Source organism: Streptomyces sp. NPDC090994 (assembly GCF_044768905.1).
In the GTDB taxonomy this organism is placed as follows: Bacteria; Actinomycetota; Actinomycetes; order Streptomycetales; family Streptomycetaceae; genus Streptomyces.
Window position 1 is genome coordinate 9,364 of record NZ_JBIVWS010000035.1, and the last position, 21,831, is coordinate 31,194.

Genomic DNA, 21,831 nt, shown 5'->3' on the forward strand with positions numbered 1-21,831 from the left:
CCGCCCGGGACAGCGGCCCAGCAGGCCCCACCCCGGCCGCCACGCACAGCCGCCCAGCACGCACCGCACAGCCCGTCACCCTCACCGGCCCGGCAGCCCACACACCGGCCGCCGCAGGCAACGGCGCGGCAGCCGGCACGCAGACCGCCCGGGACAGCGGCCCAGCAGGCCCCACCCCGGCCGCCACGCACAGCCGCCCAGCACGCACCGCACAGCCCGTCACCCTCACCGGCCCGGCAGACCACGCGCAGACCGCCGCAGGCGACGGCACGGCGGCAGGCCACGCGCAGACCGCCCGGGACAGCGGCCCAGCAGGCCCCGCCCCGGCCGCCACGGACAGCCGCCCAGCGGGCCACGGCGCCCCAGCCGTCCCGGTCACCGGCCCGGCGGGCACCGCGCAGCCCCCCGCGCACGCCCGCCCGGCCACCGCCGCCCTCCCCTGGGGCATCTCCGTACTGGCCGCCGGTCTGGCCGTGGAGGCCATGGCGGACCGCACCGGCGACACCGGCGCCCCCGCCGCCGGTGTGCTCGTCGGCTGGGCGCTGACCGCCCTCGGCCTGGCGCTCGCCGGCCCCGGCCTCACCCATCTGTGCGGGCGCCTGCTCCAGGCGGTCCGCCCGGGCGCGCTGCGGCTGCTGGCCGGCCGGGGCCTCATGGAGGAGGCGCACCGTCTCGGCCGCCCCCTGGGCGTGGTCTGCGCGGTCGCCTCGGCGGCGTACGCGGCGGCGGAGCTGCGCGGCGCGGACGGATCGTCGTTCGGGCCGCTCAGCACCCTCGGCGCCCTCCTCGTGTCGGGCTGCGCGGTGGCCACCTTGCTGACCACCGCCGTCGAGGCCAAGCACACCCGCGCCGACGCCACGTCAGCGCTGCTGCGGCTCGGTGCGCCGGCCACGGTGCTGCGCGGTGCCGCCGCGCTGCGCGCCGTCGCCCTGCTGGCCGCGTTCGGTCCGCTGACGCTGGCGATCGCGGAGCTGGCGGCGCTGCCGCTGGCCCGTTCGTGAGACGGCCCGTTCGTGAGACGGCCCGTTCGCAAAAAAGATCGAAGAAATCTGCCGAACGTCGATGAGTTCGCCCCCGGCCTCCGGTCTACTCCTGCGAACGACACGACACCGACGGAAGAGGCCCGCATGTATCAGCAGATGATCTTCGTGAACCTGGCCACCACCGACCTCGACGCCGCCAAGAGGTTCTTCACCGAGCTCGGGTACACGATCAACGCCCAGTTCAGCGACGACTCGACCGCCTCGATCCCGCTCAGCGACACCATCGTGGTCATGCTGCACACCCCGGAGAAGTACGGCGTGTTCACGAAGAAGGACATCATCGACTCCCGCAAGAGCAGCGAGGTGCTGCTCGCGCTGAGCGCCGAGAGCCGCGAGAAGGTCGACGAGCTGGTCGAGAAGGCGGTCGCGGCCGGCGGCTCGGTCACCGGCGAGACCCAGGACCACGGCTTCATGTACGGCCGCGCCTTCGACGACCTCGACGGCCACACCTGGGAGGTCGTGTGGATGGACCCGGCCGCGGTGGAGGGCTGACAGCCGCCCGCCCCTAGCATGGGCGGGTGGATGACCTGACACCCGCCCAGCCGTACCATGCCGCCCACGACCGTGAGATAGAGAGCCTCGCCGAGTTCGACGAGGTCCTCGCCCGCGGCGCGGGCCTCGCGCACTACCGCGTCCAGGCCGTCGACCTGACGGACCGTACGGACGCGCTCCTGACCGCGGAGGCCACCGGCGCCGTCTTCCTCGGCTGCCCGATGGACGACAAGGCCGCCACCGCCGTACGCGCCGCCGGGGCCCTGGTGTTCCCGCCCGTGCCCGGTCTGCCCTTCGATCCCTACCGCGCGTCCGTCTACTCCCCGGACGACCTGTACGCCGGTCTGTCCGACGGCTACGGGACGACACCGGACGCGCTGGCCTACGCCTGGTTCCAGCGGACCAAGGCGGACGGCGACATCTTCGCCTCCATGCTGCGCGCCGTCCACGACGACGCCGTCTCCGACGCGGTCGACGAACTCCTCGCCGGCGCCCGGGTGGTGGGCGTCATGGGCGGCCACGCGATGGCGCGCGGCACCGAGGCGTACGCCGGCGCGGCCCGCCTCGGCCGCGAACTGGCCCGGGCCGGCTTCACCGTGGCCACCGGCGGCGGCCCCGGCGCCATGGAGGCGGCCAACCTGGGTGCCTACGCCGCCCCGTTCGCCGACACCATGCTGGAGGAGGCGCTGCTGCTGCTCGCCAAGGCCCCCTCCTTCACGCCGTCGATCGAGGAGTGGGCGCGGGCCGCCTTCGAGGTGCGCGAGCGCTGGCCGGACGGCGGCGCCTCGGTGGGCATCCCGACCTGGTTCTACGGCCACGAGCCGCCGAACGCCTTCGCCGCGCACATCGCCAAGTACTTCGCCAACGCCACCCGCGAGGACGGCCTGCTGGCCCGCTCCAACGCGGGGGTGGTCTTCCTGCCGGGCGCCGCCGGGACCGTACAGGAGATCTTCGACAACGCGACGCCGAACTACTACGAGTCGCGCGGCGAGCCCACGCCCATGGTGCTGGTGGACGAGGCGCACTGGACCGAGAGGCTGCCGACGTGGCCGCTGCTGCGGGCGCTGGCCCGGGGGCGGTCGATGGAGTCGCGGATCAGGCTGGTCGACCGGATCGAGGACGCCCCGGCGGCACTGAAACTTATTCGAGGTTAATAAGAGGGCAAAGCCAATGTCCTTATGGCCTCCACACGTTGACACTGCCGGTGTACTGCCAATAGACCTGTGAGTCTCCTGGGGCCGCGGTGTCGCGAAAGTGTGACCACCGGTCCCGGGCAACCCCCCGCACCCAGCATCCGGTAAAGGACCAACGTGCCCCTGCCCATACTCAGAAGTGCGGCGTCCCGCCGTAGCGTTCGTGCCCTCGGTGTGGCGACCGCCGCGGTCGCCCTGGCCGTCGGCGCCGCCGGCAACGCACTCGCCTGCAACATCGGCGAGTTCAGCGCCGACGCCACGTGCGACGGCGCCAAGGGTGTCATCACCGTGACCGACGTGGACGCCGGTGGCGTCAACGCCGTCGTCACCGTCTTCCGTCAGAGCGACGGCGGCGAGGAGAAGGTCGGCGAGCAGGAGGTGAAGGGGTCCCGCGAGGGCACCACCATCACCTTCACCGAGGACTGGAAGCCGAGCACCGAGTACCGCATCCACGTCAAGGCCGCGCCGTACGTGGACGAGGACATCAAGCCGAACCTCGTCACGCCGGCCACCGCCTGTGGCGGCGGCGAGGAGGAAGAGGAGTCCCCGACTCCGACGCCGTCCGAGTCCGCCTCGACCCCGGCCGAGGAGGAGTCCGAGACCCCGGCTCCGGCTCCGTCGACCCCGGCCGCCTCGGAGAGCGAGTCCACCGTTCCGGCGGAGGACACCGCGAGCAACGCTCCGTCGCCCGCGGCCGGTGACTCCAACCTCGCCGAGACCGGCGCCAACTCCAACACCGGCGTGATCGCCGGGGTCGCGGCCGCCCTGGTCGTGGTCGGCGGTGGCGCGGTGTTCTTCGGCATGCGCCGCCGTGGCGCGAAGAGCGAGAGCTGACGTCACGTCAGTACAGGTGGTGGCCCGTCCCCCTTCGTTGCGGTTCTCCGGGGGGCGGGCCACCGTCATGCCGGCTCCCGGCCGGCTGTCGGGCCGACTGCCGAGTCGACTGCCGAGCCGGATGTCGAGCCGGCCCTCAAGTCAGCCGAAGCTCGCCTTCGCCAGCCAGAACTCCAGCAGCTCCCGGTCGCCCACCACCTCCAGGTCCGGCGCGTCCAGCGGCAGCCGCCGGTAGAAGAGGTACAGCACGGAGGCCAGCGGCCCGCGCACCGCGGCCGTCGCCTCCTCGTGACCGCGGCGCCAGGTGACGCCGTCGGGCGTGAGGCCGACCAGCCAGTCGGCGCCGAGCGCGGGGTCGGTGTCGGTGGCGTGCAGCTGGATGCTGCGGCCGGGGGCGCGCAGGTCCTTCGCCGGTCCGTCGGGCAGGGCCCGCTGCACGAACTCCACGATCTCCAGCCACTCGTCCAGCGCGTCGGCGGCCACCTCGGGCGCCACCGCCCCGGGCGCGCGGCCCGCCGCGAGCGCCCCGTCCGCGCCGTGCACGATCAGCTCGTGGCACATCCGGCGGGCCCAGAACGCGGCGTCGTGCTTCCCCATCCACGACCAGGCGTACGCATCCGGCCCGGCCGCCCGCAGCGCGCCGGTCACCGCGGCGGCGGACCGCGCGAACCACTCCGCCAGTGCGGCGGCGTCGCCCCGGGCCGAGGGCCCCTCGATGCCGGACACCTGGTTCATGGGGACCTCCGCCCGCGCGCGGGTACGGACGGTGTGCTCCGTCCAGCGCAGGGCCCGGCCGACGTGCAGGACCAGGTCCTCCAGGGTCCACTCCGGGCAGGTCGGCACGGTGGCGCCCAGGTCGGCGCCGGCGGTCAGCAGCTCCCCCAACTGCCCTGCCTGATGGGCGATTTCGTCGCAGTAACGGTCGTGTGTGAGCAGTGTCATGCCCTCACCCTACGAGCGGGTGATCACCCGAGTACGACGATTTCCGCCACGTCGAACTCCACCCCGACCCGCTCCCCGATCTCCGGCGCGGCCCGCAGCGCACAGGCCGCCTCCAGCCGGGGCACGCCCGCGGGCCTCCCGGACTCCTCAGGCCTCCCGGACTCCTCGGGGCTCCCGGCCCCCTCAGGCTGGAGGCGCACGGCGACATGGGTGCCCTTGAAGGTCCGGGCGGCGACCGTGCAGGGCAGCCCCTCACCGGCGGCGACCAGCCGGACACCGGCCGGCCGGACCAGTACCGGACGCGTGCCCTGAGCACTGCCCTCGGGCACCGGCACCTTGCCCCACGGGGTGTCGGCGGCCTGACCGGCCACCGTCGCCTCGACGACGTTGTCGAACCCGAGGAACCGGGCGACGAACGCGTCGGCCGGGCGCTGCCACACGTCGAGCGGCGTGCCCTGCTGGGCGATCCGCCCGTCGCGCATCACCACGACCCGGTCGGCCAGCGCGAACGCCTCGCCCTGGTCGTGCGTCACCGCGAGCACCGTCGTGCCCAGCCGGCCGAACAGCTCCCGCAGTTCCACCACCAGCCGCTCCCGCAGCGACCGGTCGAGCTGGCCGAGCGGCTCGTCCAGCATCAGCAGCCGGGGCCGGGCCGCCAGCGCCCGCGCGAGCGCCACCCGCTGCTGCTCACCACCGGACAGCGCGGCCACGGACCGGCGACCGGCCCTCGGCAGCCCGACCAGTTCCAGCAACTCCGCGACCCGCTCCCGCTGTTCGTCGCGCGACGCGCCCCGCATCCGGGGCCCGAAGGCGACGTTGCCGGCCACGTCCCGCTGCGGGAAGAGCTGGTGGTCCTGGAACATCAGCCCGACCTCGCGCCGGTGCGCGGGTACGCCCGCCTGGTCCCGCCCGTCGAGCAGTACCCGCCCGGCGTCCAGCGGCTGGAGCCCGGCGACGGCCCGCAGCAGCGTCGACTTGCCGCTGCCGCTGGGCCCGAGCACACACACCACCTCGTGCTCGGCGACCGTCAGACCGACGGCGTCCAGCACGGCCCGCCCACCGAAGCGGACGGTGGCGCCCTCAAGGCTCAGCATGCTCAGAACTCCCCACTCCGGTCGGTGCGCAGCCGTTCGAGGACCAGCAGCGCCACCGCGCACACGATCATCAGAATCGTCGACAGGGCCATCGCCTGCCCGTAGTTGACGTCCCCCGGCCGGCCCAGCAGCCGCGCCACGGCCACCGGCAGCGTCGGGTTGTCGGGCCGCGCGATGAACACCGTCGCCCCGAACTCCCCCAGCGACACCGCGAACGCGAACCCGGCCGCGACCAGCAGCGCCCGCCGCACCAGCGGCAGGTCCACCTCACGCCAGACCCGCCAGGGCGACGCCCCGAGCACGGCCGCCGCCTCCCGCAGCCGTCCGTCCACCGCCCGCAGCACCGGCAGCATGGTCCGTACGACGAAGGGCACCCCGACCAGCGCCTGCGCGAGCGGGACCAGCATCCAGGACGAGCGCAGATCCAGCGGCGGCTCGTCCAGCGCGATCAGGAACCCGAAGCCGACGGTCACCGCCGACACCCCGAGCGGCAGCATCAGCAGCGCGTCGAAGCCGCGCACCAGACGGCCCGCGTCCCGGCGGGCCAGCGCGAAGGCGGCCAGCGAGCCGACGAGTACGGCGACGGCGGTGGCGGCGACGGCGTACTGGAGGGAGTTGCCGACGGCGTCGATCGGCGGGACGAGGAAGGTGCCGCCGTCCTCGCGCGTGAGCGCCCGGTAGTAACCGAAACCCCCGTCCACCGACCGCTGCACCAGCACGGCCAGCGGCAGCAGGATCAGTACGGCGACGGTGGCCAGCACCCCGGCCAGCAGCCCCCGCTGCCCGGCGCCGCGCGGCCGGCGCGCGGTGACCGAGGCGTCCACCAGCTTCAGCGCGGTCTCCCGCCGCCGCACCGTCCAGGCGTGCACGGCGAGGATCGCGGCGACCGCGACGAACTGGACCAGCGTCAGCACGGCGGCCGTGGAGAGATCGAAGAGCTGCGAGGTCTGCCGGTAGATCTCCACCTCCAGGGTGGAGAAGGTGGGCCCGCCGAGGATCTGCACGACACCGAAGGAGGTGAAGGTGAACAGGAACACCATCAGCGCGGCGGCGGCCACGGCGGGCGCCAGCGCCGGCAGGGTGACCCGGCGCCAGGCACCGAACGGCGACGCGCCCAGCATCCGCGCGGCCTCCTCCTGCCGCGGGTCGAGCTGCGCCCACAGACCGCCGACGGTGCGGACGACGACGGCGTAGTTGAAGAAGACGTGCGCGAGCAGGATGGCCCACACGGTGGTGTCCAGCCGCACCCCCCACAGGTCGTCGAGCAGCCCGCCGCGCCCGACCAGGGCCAGGAACGCCGTACCGACCACGACCGTCGGCAGCACGAACGGCACCGTCACCACCGCCCGCAGCACCTGCTTGCCCGGAAACTCCAGCCGGGCGAAGACATACGCGCCCGGCAGCGCGATCAGCAGCGTGAGCGCCGTGGAGGCCAGCGCCTGCCAGGTGGTGAACCACAGCACGTGCCGGACGTCGGAGGCGGCGACCACCTCCCCGATCCGGCCCAGGTGCCAGCCGCCGTCGTCCTTCAGGCCCCGCCCGACGATCGCGGCGACGGGCCAGGCGAAGAAGACGGCGAAGAACGCGACGGGCACCGCCATCAGGGCGAGCCGCACCCCGTTCGACCGCCGCCGCACGGCTACTTCAGTACGAGCGAGGTCCACGACTTGACCCAGTCGTCCCGGTGTTCGGCGATCTTCGCCGGGGCCATGGTCCGCGGATCGGTGACGTCCGGCATGTTGTCGGTGTAGACGGCCGGCAGCTCGGCGCCGTCGACGACCGGGTTGACGAACATGTTCAGCGGCATGTCCTCCTGGAACTTCTCGCTGATCAGGAAGTCGATCAGCGCCTTGCCGCCCTCGGGGTTCTTCGCGTTGCTCAGCAGCCCGGCGAACTCGGTCTGCCGGAAGCAGGTGCCGGTCGCCACACCCGTGGGCGCGGTCTTCGGCTGCGGATCGGCGTAGACCACCTCCACCGGCGGCGAGGAGGCGTAGGAGACGACCAGCGGCCGGTCCCCGCCGGCCTTCTTGCCCCCGGCGGACCCGGAGAACTCCTCGTTGTACGCCTGCTCCCAGCCGTCGACGACCTTGACTCCGTTGGCCTTGAGCTTCTTCCAGTACCCCTGCCACCCTCCCCCGCTCTCGGCTTCACTTGAGCGGGAGGTGCCCCCATCCCCGTACGCGGCGGCCGTCCCGAGCAGGAAGCCCAGCCCCGGCGAGGAGGTCCCGGCGTTCTCGGTGACGAGGAGGTCCTTGTACGCGGGCTCGGTCAGGTCGGCGAAGGAGGCCGGCGGGTCGATCTTGTGCTCGCTGAAGTACGCCTTGTCGTAGTTGACGCAGATGTCGCCGTAGTCGACGGGCGTGACGCGGTGCTGCTCGGCGTCGAGCTGGAACCGCTCGTCGACCCGGTCCAGCCCCTTCGCCTCGTACGGCTGGAACAGGCCGTTGTCGAGGGCGCGGGAGAGCAGCGTGTTGTCGACGCCGAAGAGGACGTCGCCCTGCGGGTTGTCCTTGGTCAGGATCGCCTTGTTGACGGCCTGCCCGGCATCGCCGTCCTCCAGGACCTTCACCCGGTACCCGGACTGCTTCTCGAAGGCGGCGATGACGCTCTTGGACACGGCCCACGAGTCATGGCTGACCAGCGTCACGGTCTTCGTGTCGCCGGACGCCCCGTCGCCGGACGACGACCCGCACGCGGACAGCGTGACCAGACCGAGCCCGGCGACCAGGACCGTGGCCTTCTTGGTGATGCTCACTGAATTCCTCCTGGGGTGGACCAGGAGAAGACGCGGCCCTGCCCGGAACCCCTCGTCGGGATCCCGGGCAGGGCGCAACAGCTCGAGTGATGACCGATCTCCCTACCCAGAATGACCTGGGCCAGGTTCGGAGGGTCTGCGGCCGGTGCCGCACTCTCAGCGCTGTGGCGCTCCCCTGTCGGAATATGAAGATGTGTTTTTCTGATGTCCTACGTCGATCAGGTTACCGCTCGCTCGCGGCGAGCTGGCCGCACGCCCCGTCGATCTCCTGCCCCCGGGTGTCCCGGATGGTCACCGGCACACCATGCGCCGCGATGGCCTCGACGAACGCCTTCTCGTCCTCGGGCCGCGAGGCGGTCCACTTCGAGCCCGGCGTCGGGTTCAGCGGGATGAGGTTGACGTGCACCGGCTTGCCCTTGAGCAGCCGCCCGAGCCGGTCACCCCGCCAGGCCTGGTCGTTGATGTCCCGGATCAGCGCGTACTCGATCGACAGCCGGCGCCCGGACCGCGCGGCGTACTCGAACCCGGCGTCCAGCACCTCCCGCACCTTCCACCGCGTGTTGACCGGCACGAGGGTGTCGCGCAGCTCGTCGTCGGGGGCGTGCAGCGAGATCGCGAGCCGGCACTTGAAGCCCTCGTCGGCGAACCGGTGGATGGCCGGCACGAGACCGACCGTCGACACGGTGATCCCGCGCTGCGACAGCCCGACACCGTCCGGCTCCGGGTCGGTGAGCCGCCGGATGGCCCCGACCACGCGGTTGTAGTTGGCCAGCGGCTCGCCCATCCCCATGAACACGATGTTGCTGAGCCGCGCCGGGCCTCCCGGCACCTCTCCGTCCCGCAGCGCCCGCATGCCGTCCACGATCTGGTGCACGATCTCGGCGGTCGACAGGTTCCGGTCCAGCCCCGCCTGCCCGGTCGCGCAGAACGGGCAGTTCATCCCGCACCCCGCCTGCGAGCTGATGCACATGGTCACCCGGTCCGGGTACCGCATGAGCACCGACTCGACCAGCGTCCCGTCGAACAGCCGCCACAGCGTCTTGCGGGTGGTCCCCTCGTCCGTCGACAGATGCCGTACGACGGTCATCAGCTCGGGCAGCAGCGCCTCCCGCAGCTTCTCCCGCGCACCGGCGGGGATGTCGGTCCACTGCTCCGGGTCGTGCGCGTACCGCGCGAAGTAGTGCTGCGACAGCTGCTTGGCCCGAAACGCCTTCTCACCGGCCGCGACGACCGCCTCCTTGCGCTCGGCGGGCGTGAGGTCGGCGAGGTGCCGCGGCGGCTTCTTGGCTCCGCGCGGGGCGACGAAAGTGAGTTCTCCGGGCTTAGGCATGGCTGTACCAGTGTCGCAGATCAACTCGCATGCCCCGGGGCACGCGGCGGCGCCCCGCAGCTGCCGGGCAGCTCGTGCAGTACCGCCGGGAACACCACTCGTCCGACCCCGTCGGCCACTACGGCCGAGCTTTCCGGCGCTCGTGCCGTTGCGAGAGCCTGCCAGGCGGTGAGGGTGAGGCGGGCGAGTTCCGGTATGCGCTGCGCATGGACCGCACCGCGGGAGCGGCTCTGCGCGAGGTTGCGCGGCTGCCAGTCGCCGGAGGTCCGCCGCCGACGGCTGTTCAGCGGCGGGGCCGTCGCCACTTGCAGAGCGTGTTCCAGCGCCAGCCCGCAGACTTCGGGGCCCATCGTCTCGACCTCCGACCGCTCGGCCGCCGGAGCCTCGGGGAGCAGCAGCGGCCAGCGGATCACCACCACCCTCTCCCACACCTCCGGCGGCACCGTGTTGGCGAGGTGATGGCTCTCACCCACGGGAAGGTCACGCAGCCGGCGCCCGGCCTCCTGGGTCTGCCCCACGTAGCAGAGCCCCGTGCCGGAGGCGAAGACTCCGTAGAGCACCGCGCCGACGGTGGCGGGGCTGTCCCCGTACTCCTCGGTCAGCAGGGACCCACCCGGTGGGCGAACCGGTACCGGCGCTCCTGCCACCGCGCCAGCCGCGCGGCATCCGCCAGCAGCGTCGTCAGCGACGACCGCCAGGTGCGGTAGGCGTCCTCGTACGCCCGGTCGTCCGCCGGTCCGTGTCCCAGGAGATCGTCCACGCACCGCAGGGTAGGGCAACGGCGACGGGCCCCGTCCTCCAGGAGGTACGGGGCCCGAGCGCGGCGGCGGCAGCGGTCAGCCGCTCCCGACGAAGATCACCAGCAGCAGCCAGGCCACCGGCGCCGTGGGCAGCAGCGAGTCCAGGCGGTCCATGATGCCGCCGTGGCCCGGCAGCAGGGTGCCCATGTCCTTGATGCCGAGGTCGCGCTTGATCATCGACTCGCCGAGGTCGCCCAGCGTGGCGCTGACCGCGACGGCCAGGCCCAGGAGCAGGCCCTGCCACCAGGCACCGCCGTCGATCAGGAAGTGCACGCACAGCGCGCCCGCGGCCATCGCGAAGGCCACCGCTCCGGCCAGGCCCTCGCGGGTCTTGCCGGGGCTGATGCGCGGCGCGAGCTTCCGCTTGCCGAAGCGCCAGCCGACCGCGTAGGCGCCGGTGTCGCTGACGACCGTCAGTATCAGGAAGGTGAGCACCCGCCATGCACCGTCGTCCGCCGTCAGCATCATGGCGACGAACGTGGCCAGGAACGGCACGTAGAACGCCGCGAAGACGCCCGCCGTGACGTCCCGCAGGTAGTCCTGCGGTGGCCGCGCCATCCGCCAGACGAGGACGGCGAGCGCGGTCAGCGCCATGGCGACCCACGCGCCGTCGGCACCCCACACATAGCCGGCGATCACCATCGCCGCGCCGCCGACCGCCAGCGGGACGAGCGGCGCGTGGATGCCCTTGCGCTCGTCGAGCCGCTTGGTCAGCTCCCACAGCCCGACCACGACGGCGACGACGACGACGCCCACGAACACGGCCTTGACGAAGAACAGCGACGCGACGATCACCACGCCGAGCCCGAGAGCCACCCCTATCGCCGCACCCAGGTCGCGCCCCGCGCTCTTCTTCTGCGGCGGGGGCGCCGGTTGCGGTGCGGCGTCCTGCATGGACTGGGGTTCCTGTCGGATCGGGGGTCCACCCGGCCGCGCGGCCCCCCGGTCGTCATCCTGGTCTCCGCCGAAGTCGGGTACGTCGGGCACGATGGGCATGGGGCGAGTCTGCTGCGCGTACTGCGCATCGTAGGCGGGACCCGCCGGGGCAGCCCCCTGGACAGGTCCCCGCTCGGACGGCCCCCAGTACCCGGCTTGTGGCGGCGCCCCCCAGGAAGAGTCGTTCATCAGACCTCGAGCAGCTCCGCTTCCTTGTGCTTGAGGAGCTCGTCCACCTGGGCGACGTACTTCGCGGTGGTGTCGTCGAGTTCCTTCTCCGCGCGGCGGCCCTCGTCCTCGCCGACCTCGCCGTCCTTGACCAGCTTGTCGATGGCGTCCTTGGCCTTGCGGCGCACGGAGCGGATGGAGACCTTGGCGTCCTCGCCCTTGCCCCGGGCCACCTTGATGTACTCGCGGCGGCGCTCCTCGGTCAGCTCCGGGAACACCACGCGGATGATGTTGCCGTCGTTGCTCGGGTTGACGCCGAGGTCGGAGTCACGGATCGCCTGCTCGATGTTGCGCAGGGCGGTCTTGTCGAACGGCGTGACCACGGCCATCCGCGGCTCGGGCACGGAGAACGAGGCCAGCTGATTGATCGGCGTCGGCGCGCCGTAGTAGTCGGCCACGATCTTGTTGAACATCGCCGGGTGCGCACGGCCGGTGCGGATCGCGGCGAAGTCCTCCTTGGCGACCACGACGGCCTTCTCCATCTTCTCCTCGGCTTCGAGGAGGCTCTCTTCGATCACCACTTGCTCCTGCGTGTCTTGAGTAGGCCCGGCCGCTGCTCCCCACGAGGGGCGGCGGCCGGCTGCGTCGCGTCTTCTTCCTGCACGGTTCCCGACCGGCAGGACATTGTCCATCCCCCGGCCAGGGGGTCAGGCACGGCTGTCCTGGTCCCCCACGAGCGTGCCGATCTTCTCACCCTTGACGGCGCGGGCGATATTGCCCTCCTTCAGGAGTTCGAAGACCACGATCGGGAGCTTGTTGTCACGGCAGAGCGTGACCGCCGTGGCGTCGGCGACCTTCAGGTCCCGGGTGATGACCTCGCCGTAGCCGAGGGCGTCGAACTTCACCGCGTCCGGGTTGGTCTTGGGGTCGGAGTCGTAGACCCCGTCCACCCCGTTCTTGCCCATGAGCAGCGCCTCGGCGTCGATCTCCAGGGCGCGCTGGGCGGCCGTGGTGTCGGTGGAGAAGTACGGCATGCCCATACCGGCGCCGAAGATGACCACGCGGCCCTTCTCCAGGTGGCGCACGGCGCGCAGCGGGATGTACGGCTCGGCGACCTGCCCCATGGTGATGGCGGTCTGCACGCGGCAGTCGACGCCCTCCTTCTCCAGGAAGTCCTGGAGGGCGAGGCAGTTCATCACGGTGCCGAGCATGCCCATGTAGTCGGAGCGGGCGCGGTCCATGCCGCGCACCTGGAGTTCGGCGCCGCGGAAGAAGTTCCCGCCGCCGATGACGATCGCGATCTGCGCGCCGTCCCGGACGACGGCGGCGATCTCGCGCGCGATGGCGTGCACCACGTCGGGGTCGACGCCCAGGCCCCCGCCGCCGGAGAAGGCCTCCCCGGACAGCTTCAGCAGAAACCGGCCGCTCACTTTGCCGTCGTCGCTCTTCTCGGCCTTGGTGGTGGTCATGGAGATCTCGCCTCTTTACGTGGGTCACACATACGAAGGAGGCCATTGCCGGGGGGTGGGTTCATCCCTGCGCGGCAATGGCCTCCTCGTCAGATCTGCTGTCGTCCGCGACGCGCGGGTGCGCGGACGACTGCTGCCGACCCTACCGGGGCCGGGCGTCCGTCGCGGTGCGGACTCAGATGCCGACCTTGATGCGTGAGAAGCGCTTCAGGGTGACACCGGCCTCGTCCAGGACCTTCTGGACCGACTTCTTGTTGTCCAGCGCGTACGGCTGGCCGAGCAGCGTGGCGTCCTTGAAGAAGCCGTTGAGGCGACCCTCGACGATCTTCGGCAGGGCGGCCTCGGGCTTGCCCTCGGCGCGGGTGGTCTCCTCGGCGATGCGACGCTCGGACTCGACGACCTCGGCCGGCACGTCCTCCTTGGAGAGGTACTTCGGCGCGAACGCGGCGATGTGCTGGGCGACGCCCTTGGCGATCTCGGCGTTCGGCTTGTCCAGCTCGACCAGGACACCGATCTGCGGGGGCAGGTCGGGCATGGTGCGGTGCATGTAGGCGGTGACGTAGCCGTCGGTGAACTGCGCGAAGCGGTCCAGGACGATCTTCTCGCCGAGGTTGGCGTTGGCCTCGTCGACGTACGCCTGCACGGTCTTGCCGGCCTCGATCTCGGAGGCGAGCAGGGCCTGGAGGTCGGCCGGGGAGGTCTTGGCGACGTGCTCGGCGATCGCGGTGGCGACGGCCTGGAACTTGTCACCCTTGGCGACGAAGTCCGTCTCGCACTTCAGCTCGACGAGGACGCCGGAGGAGTTGTCGTCGGCGATGATCGAGACCACGGCGCCGTTCTCGGCGGAGCGGCCCTCGCGCTTGGCGACGCCCTTCTGGCCCTTGATGCGGAGCGCCTCGACGGCCTTCTCGACGCTGCCCTCGGCCTCGTCCAGCGCCTTCTTGCAGTCCATCATGCCGGCGCCCGTGAGCTCACGGAGCTTCTTGACGTCGGCGGCGGTGTAGTTCGCCATGATTCAGGAATCTCTCTCGAAGTCTGAAGATCTACGGGCCGAAACGGCGGGGGCTTCGTGGGCCCCCGCCGTCCAGAACCCGAAGGGTGTGAGGGGTCAGGCCTGCTCGGCGTCCGCGGCGGGGGCCTCGGCGGCCGGAGCCTCGGCGGCCGGGGCCTCCTCGGCGGCGGGGGCCTCGGCAGCGGCCTCGGCCGGCTTCTCGCCCTCGGCCGGAGCCTCGTCCGCCTTCTTCTCGCCCTCGAGCAGGTCGCGCTCCCACTCGGCCAGCGGCTCGCCCGCGGCCTTCTCGCCCTTGCCCTCGGTGGCGACACCGGAGCGGGCGATGAGGCCCTCGGCGACCGCGTCGGCGATCACACGGGTGAGCAGCGTGACGGAGCGGATCGCGTCGTCGTTGCCGGGGATCTTGTAGTCGACCTCGTCGGGGTCGCAGTTGGTGTCGAGGATCGCGACGACCGGAATGTTGAGCTTCCGGGCCTCACCGACGGCGATGTGCTCCTTCTTGGTGTCCACGATCCAGACGGCGCTGGGAACCTTGGACATCTCGCGGATACCGCCGAGGGTCTTCTCCAGCTTGGCCTTCTCGCGCGAGAGCACGAGAAGCTCCTTCTTGGTCAGACCGGACGCGGCGACGTCCTCGAAGTCGATCTGCTCGAGCTCCTTGAGGCGCTGCAGACGCTTGTAGACGGTCGAGAAGTTGGTGAGCATGCCGCCCAGCCAGCGCTGGTTGACGTAGGGCATGCCGACGCGGGTGGCCTGCTCGGCGATGGCCTCCTGCGCCTGCTTCTTCGTGCCGACGAACATGACCGTGCCGCCGTGGGCGACGGTCTCCTTGACGAACTCGTAGGCGCGGTCGATGTACGACAGCGACTGGAGCAGGTCGATGATGTAGATGCCGTTGCGCTCGGTGAAGATGAAGCGCTTCATCTTCGGGTTCCAGCGACGGGTCTGGTGACCGAAGTGGACGCCGCTTTCCAGCAGCTCCCGCATCGTGACGACGGCCATGGCCGTATCTCCTTGAGTTTCTCGGTTGTGCCGCGGATGCCGGACGGCTCCCGCGCCTGACGCCCACCTGCGCCGTGCCACTGAGGACCGAGGGGCGCTGACCCGAGGCCTGGTGCTGCCTCGCGCCGGGGCGTGCGAAGTCGACCCGGTCACCCGGGTCGCCATCAGAAGTGTACGGGACCCGGGGAGCACCGGGTGACGCCGCTGTCCACAACCGGGGAGTAGTCCACAGCTCCGGGCGGGGGACGGGGCTTTCGGGGACGGTTCCCGCATGCGAGTGAGGCGATGGATGCGTGGGTGGGTGTGGTCGTCGGCGGTGCCGGCCCTGGTCCTTGCGGGGCTGCCGTGGGGAGGGGCCGCGCCGGTGTCCGTGACGCCGAGCGCGGTGTCCGAGCCCGTGGTGCCGGCCGTCGCCCGGAACTGGCCGACCGGCGGGCGGGCCGCCGTCCTGCGGGGCTGGTCGCCTCCGGTGACGCCGTACGGGCCGGGCCACCGCGGGGTGGACCTGGCGGCGGCGCCCGGCGCGGCGGTACGGGCGGTGGCGGCGGGTCGGGTGGCGTTCGCCGGCCGGGTGGCGGGCCGGGGCGTGGTCTCGGTCGAGCTGGCGGGGACCGGTGAGCCGCCGCTGCGCACGACGTACGAGCCGGTACGGGCCTCGGTGGAGAAGGGTGACGTGGTGGCGGCCGGCGACCCGGTCGGCACGACAGAGGCACCGGGCGCCCACTGTCCGGCCGGCTGCCTGCACTGGGGCCTGCGCGCCGGTGACACCTACCTGAACCCGCTGTCCCTGCTGCCGCCGTGGCTGCTCGACAGCGGCCCGTCCCGGCTGCTGCCGGTGCTGGGCGTACCACCACCGTGACCGGTGCCGGTCCGGGGAGCCGCGGGGGCGCGGGGATCGCCGGGGGCCCGAGGTCGCGGGTCGCGGGTTGCGAGGGCCCGAGGGGCGCGGAGTCGAGGGGCGCGGGCATCGCGAGGGGGCCGCGAGGGTCGCGAGGGGCGCGGGCATCGCAAGGGGGGGGCGGGCATCGCGAGGGTCGCGGGTTGCAGAGATCACGGAGCCGCCCGCATTTGCGGAGTTGCGGGGATCGCGGAGTCGTCAGGGGCCCGTGCGGCGGGCCCTGCGTTCGGCGGCGGCGTGCCACCAGCCGGGCGGGGACGGTCCCACGGCCCCGGAAGAGGGCTGGTCGGGATGGAGTCCGAGGCGCCGCAGGGCGTCGGCGCGCACCTGTACGCCGAACCAGCCGCGCCAGCGGCCGTCCGGGCCGGGCCCGCAGGCCAGGTCCCAGCGGATCTCGTCCTGCCCGAAAGGCGTCCAGTCGATCCCGCGCTCACGCAGTCAGGCGCGCACGGCCGCCCTCGGGGAGAGGCAGCCCGGCACGTTCTCGTAGGCCGCCACGGTGATCCACTCGCTGCCGGGTGTGTCCATGGCGTCCATGGTGACGGAGGACGGCGCGGGTGTCATCGGCGTTCACCGGAAGGCGGGCGGGTCAGCCCCGGCAGGCAGGCCCGGCGGGTCAGCCCCGTACACCCCGCAGCGCCATCGACACCGCCGCGTCCGTGATCACCGTCGGGTCCTCCGCCGCGCCCAGCTCGATCCGGCGCACCGCCGCGTCGACCACGCCCTGGAGCAGCATCGCCGCCAGCCGCGGCTCCGCGTGGCCCATCTCGCCGAGCGCCTCGACGATCATCGCGACCAGACCGCCGTGCGCCGCCCGGATCTTCTCCCGGGCCCCGGCGTCCAGTTCGCTGGCCGAGATCGCGACCACGGCCCGGTGCCGCCGGTCACCGACCAGTTCCAGTTGCGCGCGCACATACGCCTCGACCTTGGCCTCCGGCCGGTCGGCGGCGGCCATCGCGGCCTCCACCTCGGCCGCCCAGACCGGGAAGTCGACCGCGCACAGCTCCTCCACGACCGCGGCCCGCGACCGGAAGTACTCGTACACGGACGACCGCGCGAGGCCCGTCCGCTCGGCGAGGGCAGGGAAGGTCAGCGCCTCCGTCCCGCCTTCGGACAGCAGGGAGCGTGCCGCGTCCAGCAGGGCGGCACGCTGCATCGACCGGTGCTCGGCCACAGAGGCCGCTCGAATCCTTGGCACGTCGACCACTTTACGGACGCACCGCCCCGGACGGGAGACGCCGCCCCCCGTCCGGCCGATCGCCGACCCGCCCGGCCTCGCCGCATACGCCCAGGTCAGCGCCCGAACCCGGCCAGCTTCGCGCGCAGTTGCAGAACGGACTTGGTGTGGATCTGACTGACCCGGCTCTCGGTGACCCCCAGCACATTGCCGATCTCGGCGAGCGTGAGCCCCTCGTAGTAGTACAGCGTGACGACGGTCTTCTCCCGCTCCGGAAGCGTGTTGATCGCCCGCGCCAGGAACCTCCGCAGCTCACGGTCCTCGGCCACCTCCACCGGATTGTCGGCGGCGGTGTCCTCCAGGGTGTCCATGAGACTGAGCCGGTCCCCGCCCTCGCCGCCGGCGTGCAGCAGTTCCTCCAGCGCCACCACGTTGGCCAGCGACAACTGACTGAAGACCGCGTGCAGTTCCTCGACCGCGATGCCCATCTCGTCGGCCACCTCCCCTTCGGAAGGGGTCCGCCGCAGCCGCGCCTCCAGCGTGGCGTAGGCCCGCTCCACGCTCCGGGCCTTCTGCCGCACCGACCGCGGGATCCAGTCCAGCGCCCGCAGCTCGTCGATCATCGCGCCCCGGATCCGGGTGATCGCGTAGGTCTCGAACTTGATCTCCCGGTCGAGGTCGAACTTCTCGATCGCGTCGATCAGCCCGAACACCCCGGACGACACGAAGTCCGCCTGCTCGACGTTGGGCGGCAGACCCACGCTGACCCGGCCCGCCACGTACTTCACCAGGGGCGAGTAGTGCAGGATCAGCTGCTCCCGCAGCCGTTCGTCCCCCGTCGTCTTGTACGACCGCCACAGCTCGTCGAGCGTCGAGGGGGCGGGCGGCCGCACGCTGCCACCGTCGCGGGCGGCTGGGGGGACCGCCGCCCGTCCGGGCCCGGAGGTGTGCTGGGGCATTCGTCGCCTTGTGCCGTTCTGCCGTGTTCTGGTGCCGTCTGTGGACTGTCGGTCCGCCGTCTGGATGGTGCCTGTCTGCGTGAGGGTCTACGTGAGGGCCTTCGTGAGCGTAGCGTGACTGAGCCGTCGCGGTGCGCGAAGAAAGGGCTCCGAAGGGTACGCAGATACGTTCCGCTCGACGCCCTCCGGATACCCCGCGATCGCTCAGCGTGATCACTCGATTACCTCAACTGCGGGAATTCCCAAGGGCGTAGGGGTTCCCCCGGACGGCCGAACACGCTCGGTCAGCACGGGTCGCGAGCGGCGCGGGCGGAGATCATCGCCTGGCGTGTCAACTTCCAGCCGTCGTCGTGTCGTTCGACGTAACCGAGTGCTCGAAGCTCGTACAGTCTCGCGATCGCGTCGTCCTGGGAGGTCTGGGCGCGGCGCGCGATCCCGGCCGGCGCCGCGGTCCCGCGTGCCGGGAGCGCCGCCAGCACCTGCCGGGCGCCTGGTTCGAGCAGGTCGGTGGGGAGCACCGGGCCGCGCCGGTCCGGGGCCAGCTCGCCCATGTCACCGACCAGCTCGACGATCTCGGCGGCGTCGGTGACGAGGACGGCGTCGCCGCGCAGCAGTTCGTGGACGCCGGCGGAGAGGGCGCTGGTGGCCGGTCCCGGGACCCCTATCGTGTGCCGGCCCAGACGCCGGGCGGCCCGTGCCGTGACGAGGGAGCCGCTGCGGTGGGCGGCCTCGACGACGACCGTGCCGCGGGTCAGCGCGGCGATCACCCGGTTGCGCAGGATGAACCTGCTCGGCGTCGGATGCTCTCCGGGCGGCAGTTCCCCGGCCACCAGCCCCTGTTCCGCGATCCTTCTGATCAGCTCGGCGTGGCCGCGCGGGTAGGGCCGGTCGACCCCGCAGGCGAGGACGGCGACGGTGGCCCCGCCGGCCCCGAGGGCGCCCCGGTGGGCGGCGCCGTCCACGCCGTAGGCCCCGCCGGAGACCACCACCCAGCCGCGCTCGGCGAGGTCGGCGGCGAGCGTGGCCGCCATGTGCGCCCCGTACGCGGTGCAGGCGCGGGCGCCGACCAGGGCGACGGACTTCAGCGCCCACATCCGCAGGCTGGGCCGGCCGCGGACCCACAGGCCCAGGGGCCGGGCGTCCCCCAGGTCGTCGAGCTGCCCCGGCCATTCGGTCTGTCCCGGCGCGACGAACTGCACCCCCGCCGCGGCGGCGGTGGCCAGGTCCCGGCGCGGGTCGGCCCGCTCGGCCCGGGCCCGCAGCCCCGCCCAGCGCCGGTCGCTCGCACCCGGCAGCACGGGCCCGCCCCGCCGCAGCCGCCGGGCCACCTCCCGCACCCCGCACTCCCGCACCCACCGCCCACCGGACTCGTCCCCGGGCTCGATGACCCGGGTGAGGAAAACCCGGTCCAGCAGCGTCTCGTCCCACTCCTCACCCACACTCGCGCCCTCACCCGTGCGCATGGCTTCGCCCGCGCTGACGACCTCTCCCATGTCGCTCACGCCATCCCCCATGCTCACAGCCTCGCCCGCACTCACGCCCTCGCCCGTGCGCAGGACCTCGTCCGCGCCCATGGCTTCGCCCGCACTCACGACCTCTCCCATGTCGCTCATGTCATCGCCCACGCTCATGCCCTCCCCCGCACTCACAGCCTCGCCCGCCCCCATGGCGTCACCCGCGCCCATGCCGCTCATGTCATCGCCCCGATCGCCTCGATCCTCATGGGTGTGCCGCGTGGCACACCGGTGCGCAGGTGCAGGGCCAGGGCGACGTCCGTGGCGTCCGGCCGGTCGTGGCCGGCGAGGTCGGCGACGGTCCAGGCCACGCGCAGCACCCGGTCGAGGCCGCGGGCCGTGAGGGCGCCCCGCTCCAGGCCGCGCTCCGCCTCGTCCAGCGCGCCCGGCACGGCGTACCAGCGGCGGCGCAGCTCGCGTCCGGGAACTTCGCTGTTGGTGCGCCACGGGGTGCCGTCGAGGCGGGCCGCGGCCCGTTCCCGGGCCGATCGCACCCGGTCGGCGACCGTGGCGGTGGTCTCACCGGGTGTGCCGCACGCCGCCAGCCCGGCACGGGTGACGCGCTCCACCTCGACCCGCAGGTCGACCCGGTCCAGCAGCGGCCCGGACAGCCGGGCCTGGTAGCGCCGGATCGCGGGGGACGGGCACTCGCAGAGCTGGTCCTGCGGCGAGAAGCGCCCGCACGGACAGGGGTTGGCGGCGAGCACCATCTGGAACCTGGCGGGGAAGCGCACCACGCCGGCGCTGCGCGCGATGACGACGTGGCCGCTCTCCAGCGGCTGGCGCAGGGCGTCGAGCGCCTGGCCGCTGAACTCCGGGGCCTCGTCCAGGAACAGCACGCCCCGGTGCGAGAGCGACACCGCTCCGGGCCGGGCGATGCCGGGACCGCCGCCGACGAGCGACTGCATGGTCGCGGAGTGGTGCGGTGCGCAGTAGGGCGCGGTGTCGATCAGGGGCCTGCCCGTGGGCAGCAGCCCGGCCACCGAGTGCACCGCCGTCACCTCCAGCGACTCCTGGCGGCCGAGCCTGGGCAGGATCGCGGGCAGCCGCTCGGCCAGCATGGTCTTGCCGGCGCCGGGCGGGCCCTCCAGGAACAGGTGGTGTCCGCCGGCCGCGGCGATCTCCACGGCCGTGCGCGCCGCCTGCTGCCCCACGACGTCGGCGAGGTCGTGCCCCTGGTCGCACGGCGTGGCCCCGAGCATCCCGGCCGCGCCCGGCGCCCGCAGCCCGGACAGCAGCGGGTCGGGACGGCCCTGCTGGTCGGGTTCCTCGTCCGGCACCGGTTCGTCGGCGAGTACGGCGATCAGCTGCCGCAGGCTGCGTACACCGAGCACGGAGACACCGGGCACCAGGGACGCCTCGGCGGCGGCGCTCTCGGGCACCACCACCTGTTCGTACCCGGCGTCCGCGGCGGCGAGCACCGCCGGGAGGATGCCCCGTACCGGCCGTACCCGGCCGTCGAGGCCCAGCTCTCCGATCATGACGATGTCGGCGAGCACCCGGGGGTCGATGCGCTCGGCGGCGCCGAGGACGGCCGCGGCGACGGCGATGTCGAATCCGCTGCCGCTCTTGGGCACGGACGCCGGGCTCAGTCCCACCGTGAGCTTCTTCTGCGGCCACTGGACGCCCGAGTTGACCACCGCCGCCCTGACCCGGTCCCGGCTCTCCGTCAGGCTCTTGTCGGGCAGCCCCACCAGGGTGAACGCCGCGACGCCGGGTTCCAGGTCGGCCTGGACCTCGACGACCACGCCTTCGACTCCGACGAGGGCCACCGAGCACGTACGGGCGAAGGCCATCACGCCACCCCCCGCGCGTGCTCGACGACGGGTGCGCCGCGCCGCGGCAGGAGCACGCCCACCAGGTCGATGCGGACGCCGCCGGGCGGTGCCCCTCCGTGGGTCTGGATCCAGCGCTGGGCGAGCTCGCGCAGCCGCTCGGACTTCTCCGGGGTCACCGCGGCCATCGGATGCTCGAACGCGCCCGCCCTGCGGGTCTTCACCTCGCAGACGACCAGGACGTCCCCGTCCCGGGCCACGATGTCGATCTCGCCGGTCCTGCCGCAGCGCCAGTTGCGCCCCAGGACCTTCATCCCGGCCTCGGCCAGCCTGCGGGCGGCGAGCGTCTCGCCGTACCTGCCCATCGCACTGCGTGCGTTCATGTCGGCACCACCTCCGGCGCCAACCGTCACGCAGACCGGCCGATCATGTTGATCA

Annotated in this window: 23 protein-coding genes, 1 pseudogene and 1 riboswitch; of the genes and pseudogenes, 5 read left to right on the forward strand and 19 right to left on the reverse strand. The window is 72.6% G+C overall.

Annotated elements, in window-relative coordinates; all coding sequences use genetic code 11:
* The 4 genes and pseudogenes from ACIQR3_RS36060 to ACIQR3_RS36075 form a co-directional block, all read left to right on the forward strand.
* A pseudogene (locus tag ACIQR3_RS36060) lies at positions 1-1,001 on the forward strand (hypothetical protein); the annotation flags it as partial.
* Positions 1,002-1,127: 126 nt separating this feature from the next.
* Positions 1,128-1,535, forward strand: a complete 408-nt coding sequence (locus tag ACIQR3_RS36065) for a VOC family protein (RefSeq protein ID WP_403545509.1) — start codon at positions 1,128-1,130, stop codon at positions 1,533-1,535.
* 26 nt (positions 1,536-1,561) lie between these two features.
* Positions 1,562-2,689 (forward strand): LOG family protein, encoded by a 1,128-nt coding sequence (locus ACIQR3_RS36070; protein ID WP_403545511.1) that lies wholly within the window; start codon positions 1,562-1,564, stop codon positions 2,687-2,689.
* A 162-nt stretch (positions 2,690-2,851) separates the two neighbouring features.
* Positions 2,852-3,562, forward strand: coding sequence for an LAETG motif-containing sortase-dependent surface protein (locus tag ACIQR3_RS36075; protein ID WP_403545559.1), 711 nt, complete (start codon positions 2,852-2,854; stop codon positions 3,560-3,562).
* Positions 3,563-3,703: 141 nt separating this feature from the next.
* On the opposite strand, the gene ACIQR3_RS36080 is transcribed toward ACIQR3_RS36075, so the two are convergent.
* The 12 genes from ACIQR3_RS36080 to rpsB all read right to left on the reverse strand — a co-directional run bounded on the left by ACIQR3_RS36080 (position 3,704) and on the right by rpsB (position 15,070).
* A complete protein-coding gene (locus ACIQR3_RS36080; protein ID WP_403545512.1) occupies positions 3,704-4,504 on the reverse strand; it encodes a maleylpyruvate isomerase family mycothiol-dependent enzyme in 801 nt (266 codons plus the stop codon).
* A 23-nt stretch (positions 4,505-4,527) separates the two neighbouring features.
* Entirely contained in the window at positions 4,528-5,598 is a 1,071-nt protein-coding gene (locus ACIQR3_RS36085; protein ID WP_403545514.1) for an ABC transporter ATP-binding protein, read from the reverse strand.
* Positions 5,599-5,600: 2 nt separating this feature from the next.
* Positions 5,601-7,199 carry an ABC transporter permease gene (locus ACIQR3_RS36090; RefSeq protein ID WP_403545561.1) on the reverse strand — a complete coding sequence of 533 codons (1,599 nt, stop codon included), beginning with the start codon at positions 7,197-7,199 and terminating at the stop codon, positions 5,601-5,603.
* Positions 7,200-7,237: 38 nt separating this feature from the next.
* Positions 7,238-8,353, reverse strand: a complete 1,116-nt coding sequence (locus ACIQR3_RS36095; RefSeq protein WP_403545516.1) for a thiamine ABC transporter substrate binding subunit — start codon at positions 8,351-8,353, stop codon at positions 7,238-7,240.
* Positions 8,354-8,434: 81 nt separating this feature from the next.
* Positions 8,435-8,540, reverse strand: a riboswitch (TPP riboswitch).
* A gap of 36 nt (positions 8,541-8,576) precedes the next feature.
* Complete coding sequence (gene rlmN, locus ACIQR3_RS36100; protein WP_403545517.1) at positions 8,577-9,683, reverse strand: 23S rRNA (adenine(2503)-C(2))-methyltransferase RlmN; 1,107 nt, start codon at positions 9,681-9,683, stop codon at positions 8,577-8,579.
* A 20-nt stretch (positions 9,684-9,703) separates the two neighbouring features.
* On the reverse strand, positions 9,704-10,243 hold the full coding sequence (locus tag ACIQR3_RS36105) for a hypothetical protein (RefSeq protein ID WP_403545519.1): 540 nt from the start codon (positions 10,241-10,243) through the stop codon (positions 9,704-9,706).
* 38 nt (positions 10,244-10,281) lie between these two features.
* The gene (locus ACIQR3_RS36110) at positions 10,282-10,443 is read right to left on the reverse strand and encodes a hypothetical protein (protein ID WP_403545521.1); all 162 of its coding nucleotides are present in this window, start codon (positions 10,441-10,443) and stop codon (positions 10,282-10,284) included.
* 76 nt (positions 10,444-10,519) lie between these two features.
* Entirely contained in the window at positions 10,520-11,608 is a 1,089-nt protein-coding gene (locus ACIQR3_RS36115; protein ID WP_403545522.1) for a phosphatidate cytidylyltransferase, read from the reverse strand.
* A complete protein-coding gene (frr, locus tag ACIQR3_RS36120) occupies positions 11,608-12,165 on the reverse strand; it encodes a ribosome recycling factor (protein ID WP_215164522.1) in 558 nt (185 codons plus the stop codon). Before frr ends, ACIQR3_RS36115 begins: the two co-directional genes overlap by 1 nt.
* 129 nt (positions 12,166-12,294) lie before the next feature.
* Complete coding sequence (gene pyrH, locus ACIQR3_RS36125; RefSeq protein WP_403545524.1) at positions 12,295-13,056, reverse strand: UMP kinase; 762 nt, start codon at positions 13,054-13,056, stop codon at positions 12,295-12,297.
* 175 nt (positions 13,057-13,231) lie between these two features.
* Complete coding sequence (gene tsf / locus ACIQR3_RS36130; RefSeq protein ID WP_403545526.1) at positions 13,232-14,068, reverse strand: translation elongation factor Ts; 837 nt, start codon at positions 14,066-14,068, stop codon at positions 13,232-13,234.
* A gap of 96 nt (positions 14,069-14,164) precedes the next feature.
* Positions 14,165-15,070: a 30S ribosomal protein S2 gene (rpsB, locus tag ACIQR3_RS36135; RefSeq protein ID WP_403545528.1), complete on the reverse strand. Its 906-nt coding sequence runs from the start codon at positions 15,068-15,070 to the stop codon at positions 14,165-14,167.
* A gap of 289 nt (positions 15,071-15,359) precedes the next feature.
* Between rpsB and ACIQR3_RS36140 the strand changes: the two genes are divergently transcribed.
* Positions 15,360-15,929: a peptidoglycan DD-metalloendopeptidase family protein gene (locus ACIQR3_RS36140; RefSeq protein ID WP_403545562.1), complete on the forward strand. Its 570-nt coding sequence runs from the start codon at positions 15,360-15,362 to the stop codon at positions 15,927-15,929.
* A gap of 237 nt (positions 15,930-16,166) precedes the next feature.
* On the opposite strand, the gene ACIQR3_RS36145 is transcribed toward ACIQR3_RS36140, so the two are convergent.
* The 7 genes from ACIQR3_RS36145 to ACIQR3_RS36175 form a co-directional block, all read right to left on the reverse strand.
* Positions 16,167-16,391 (reverse strand): hypothetical protein, encoded by a 225-nt coding sequence (locus tag ACIQR3_RS36145; RefSeq protein WP_403545564.1) that lies wholly within the window; start codon positions 16,389-16,391, stop codon positions 16,167-16,169.
* A gap of 15 nt (positions 16,392-16,406) precedes the next feature.
* Positions 16,407-16,532, reverse strand: a complete 126-nt coding sequence (locus ACIQR3_RS36150) for a hypothetical protein (protein ID WP_403545529.1) — start codon at positions 16,530-16,532, stop codon at positions 16,407-16,409.
* A gap of 52 nt (positions 16,533-16,584) precedes the next feature.
* Positions 16,585-17,142, reverse strand: a complete 558-nt coding sequence (locus ACIQR3_RS36155) for a TetR/AcrR family transcriptional regulator (protein ID WP_403545566.1) — start codon at positions 17,140-17,142, stop codon at positions 16,585-16,587.
* Between the two features lie 119 nt (positions 17,143-17,261).
* Positions 17,262-18,104: an RNA polymerase sigma factor WhiG gene (whiG, locus tag ACIQR3_RS36160; RefSeq protein WP_403545531.1), complete on the reverse strand. Its 843-nt coding sequence runs from the start codon at positions 18,102-18,104 to the stop codon at positions 17,262-17,264.
* A 284-nt stretch (positions 18,105-18,388) separates the two neighbouring features.
* Positions 18,389-19,567, reverse strand: a complete 1,179-nt coding sequence (dprA, locus tag ACIQR3_RS36165; protein ID WP_403545568.1) for a DNA-processing protein DprA — start codon at positions 19,565-19,567, stop codon at positions 18,389-18,391.
* A 227-nt stretch (positions 19,568-19,794) separates the two neighbouring features.
* Positions 19,795-21,414, reverse strand: coding sequence for a YifB family Mg chelatase-like AAA ATPase (locus ACIQR3_RS36170; RefSeq protein WP_403545533.1), 1,620 nt, complete (start codon positions 21,412-21,414; stop codon positions 19,795-19,797).
* Positions 21,414-21,776: a YraN family protein gene (locus tag ACIQR3_RS36175; protein ID WP_403545535.1), complete on the reverse strand. Its 363-nt coding sequence runs from the start codon at positions 21,774-21,776 to the stop codon at positions 21,414-21,416. The genes ACIQR3_RS36170 and ACIQR3_RS36175 overlap by 1 nt, the downstream gene beginning before the upstream one ends.
* Positions 21,777-21,831: the final 55 nt, after the last annotated feature.

What these genes read in the sequence shown, in the direction of transcription:
- ACIQR3_RS36065 (WP_403545509.1), top strand. Translation starts at nt 1,128, where the DNA reads ATGTATCAGCAGATGATCTTCGTGAACCTGGCCACCACCGACCTCGAC.
- ACIQR3_RS36080 (WP_403545512.1), bottom strand. Translation starts at nt 4,504, where the DNA reads ATGACACTGCTCACACACGACCGTTACTGCGACGAAATCGCCCATCAG.
- ACIQR3_RS36085 (WP_403545514.1), bottom strand. Translation starts at nt 5,598, where the DNA reads ATGCTGAGCCTTGAGGGCGCCACCGTCCGCTTCGGTGGGCGGGCCGTG.
- ACIQR3_RS36090 (WP_403545561.1), bottom strand. Translation starts at nt 7,199, where the DNA reads ATGGCGGTGCCCGTCGCGTTCTTCGCCGTCTTCTTCGCCTGGCCCGTC.
- rlmN (WP_403545517.1), bottom strand. Translation starts at nt 9,683, where the DNA reads ATGCCTAAGCCCGGAGAACTCACTTTCGTCGCCCCGCGCGGAGCCAAG.
- ACIQR3_RS36115 (WP_403545522.1), bottom strand. Translation starts at nt 11,608, where the DNA reads ATGAACGACTCTTCCTGGGGGGCGCCGCCACAAGCCGGGTACTGGGGG.
- pyrH (WP_403545524.1), bottom strand. Translation starts at nt 13,056, where the DNA reads ATGACCACCACCAAGGCCGAGAAGAGCGACGACGGCAAAGTGAGCGGC.
- tsf (WP_403545526.1), bottom strand. Translation starts at nt 14,068, where the DNA reads ATGGCGAACTACACCGCCGCCGACGTCAAGAAGCTCCGTGAGCTCACG.
- rpsB (WP_403545528.1), bottom strand. Translation starts at nt 15,070, where the DNA reads ATGGCCGTCGTCACGATGCGGGAGCTGCTGGAAAGCGGCGTCCACTTC.
- ACIQR3_RS36140 (WP_403545562.1), top strand. Translation starts at nt 15,360, where the DNA reads ATGCGTGGGTGGGTGTGGTCGTCGGCGGTGCCGGCCCTGGTCCTTGCG.
- ACIQR3_RS36150 (WP_403545529.1), bottom strand. Translation starts at nt 16,532, where the DNA reads ATGACACCCGCGCCGTCCTCCGTCACCATGGACGCCATGGACACACCC.
- whiG (WP_403545531.1), bottom strand. Translation starts at nt 18,104, where the DNA reads ATGCCCCAGCACACCTCCGGGCCCGGACGGGCGGCGGTCCCCCCAGCC.
- dprA (WP_403545568.1), bottom strand. Translation starts at nt 19,567, where the DNA reads ATGCGCACGGGTGAGGGCGCGAGTGTGGGTGAGGAGTGGGACGAGACG.
- ACIQR3_RS36170 (WP_403545533.1), bottom strand. Translation starts at nt 21,414, where the DNA reads ATGGCCTTCGCCCGTACGTGCTCGGTGGCCCTCGTCGGAGTCGAAGGC.
- ACIQR3_RS36175 (WP_403545535.1), bottom strand. Translation starts at nt 21,776, where the DNA reads ATGAACGCACGCAGTGCGATGGGCAGGTACGGCGAGACGCTCGCCGCC.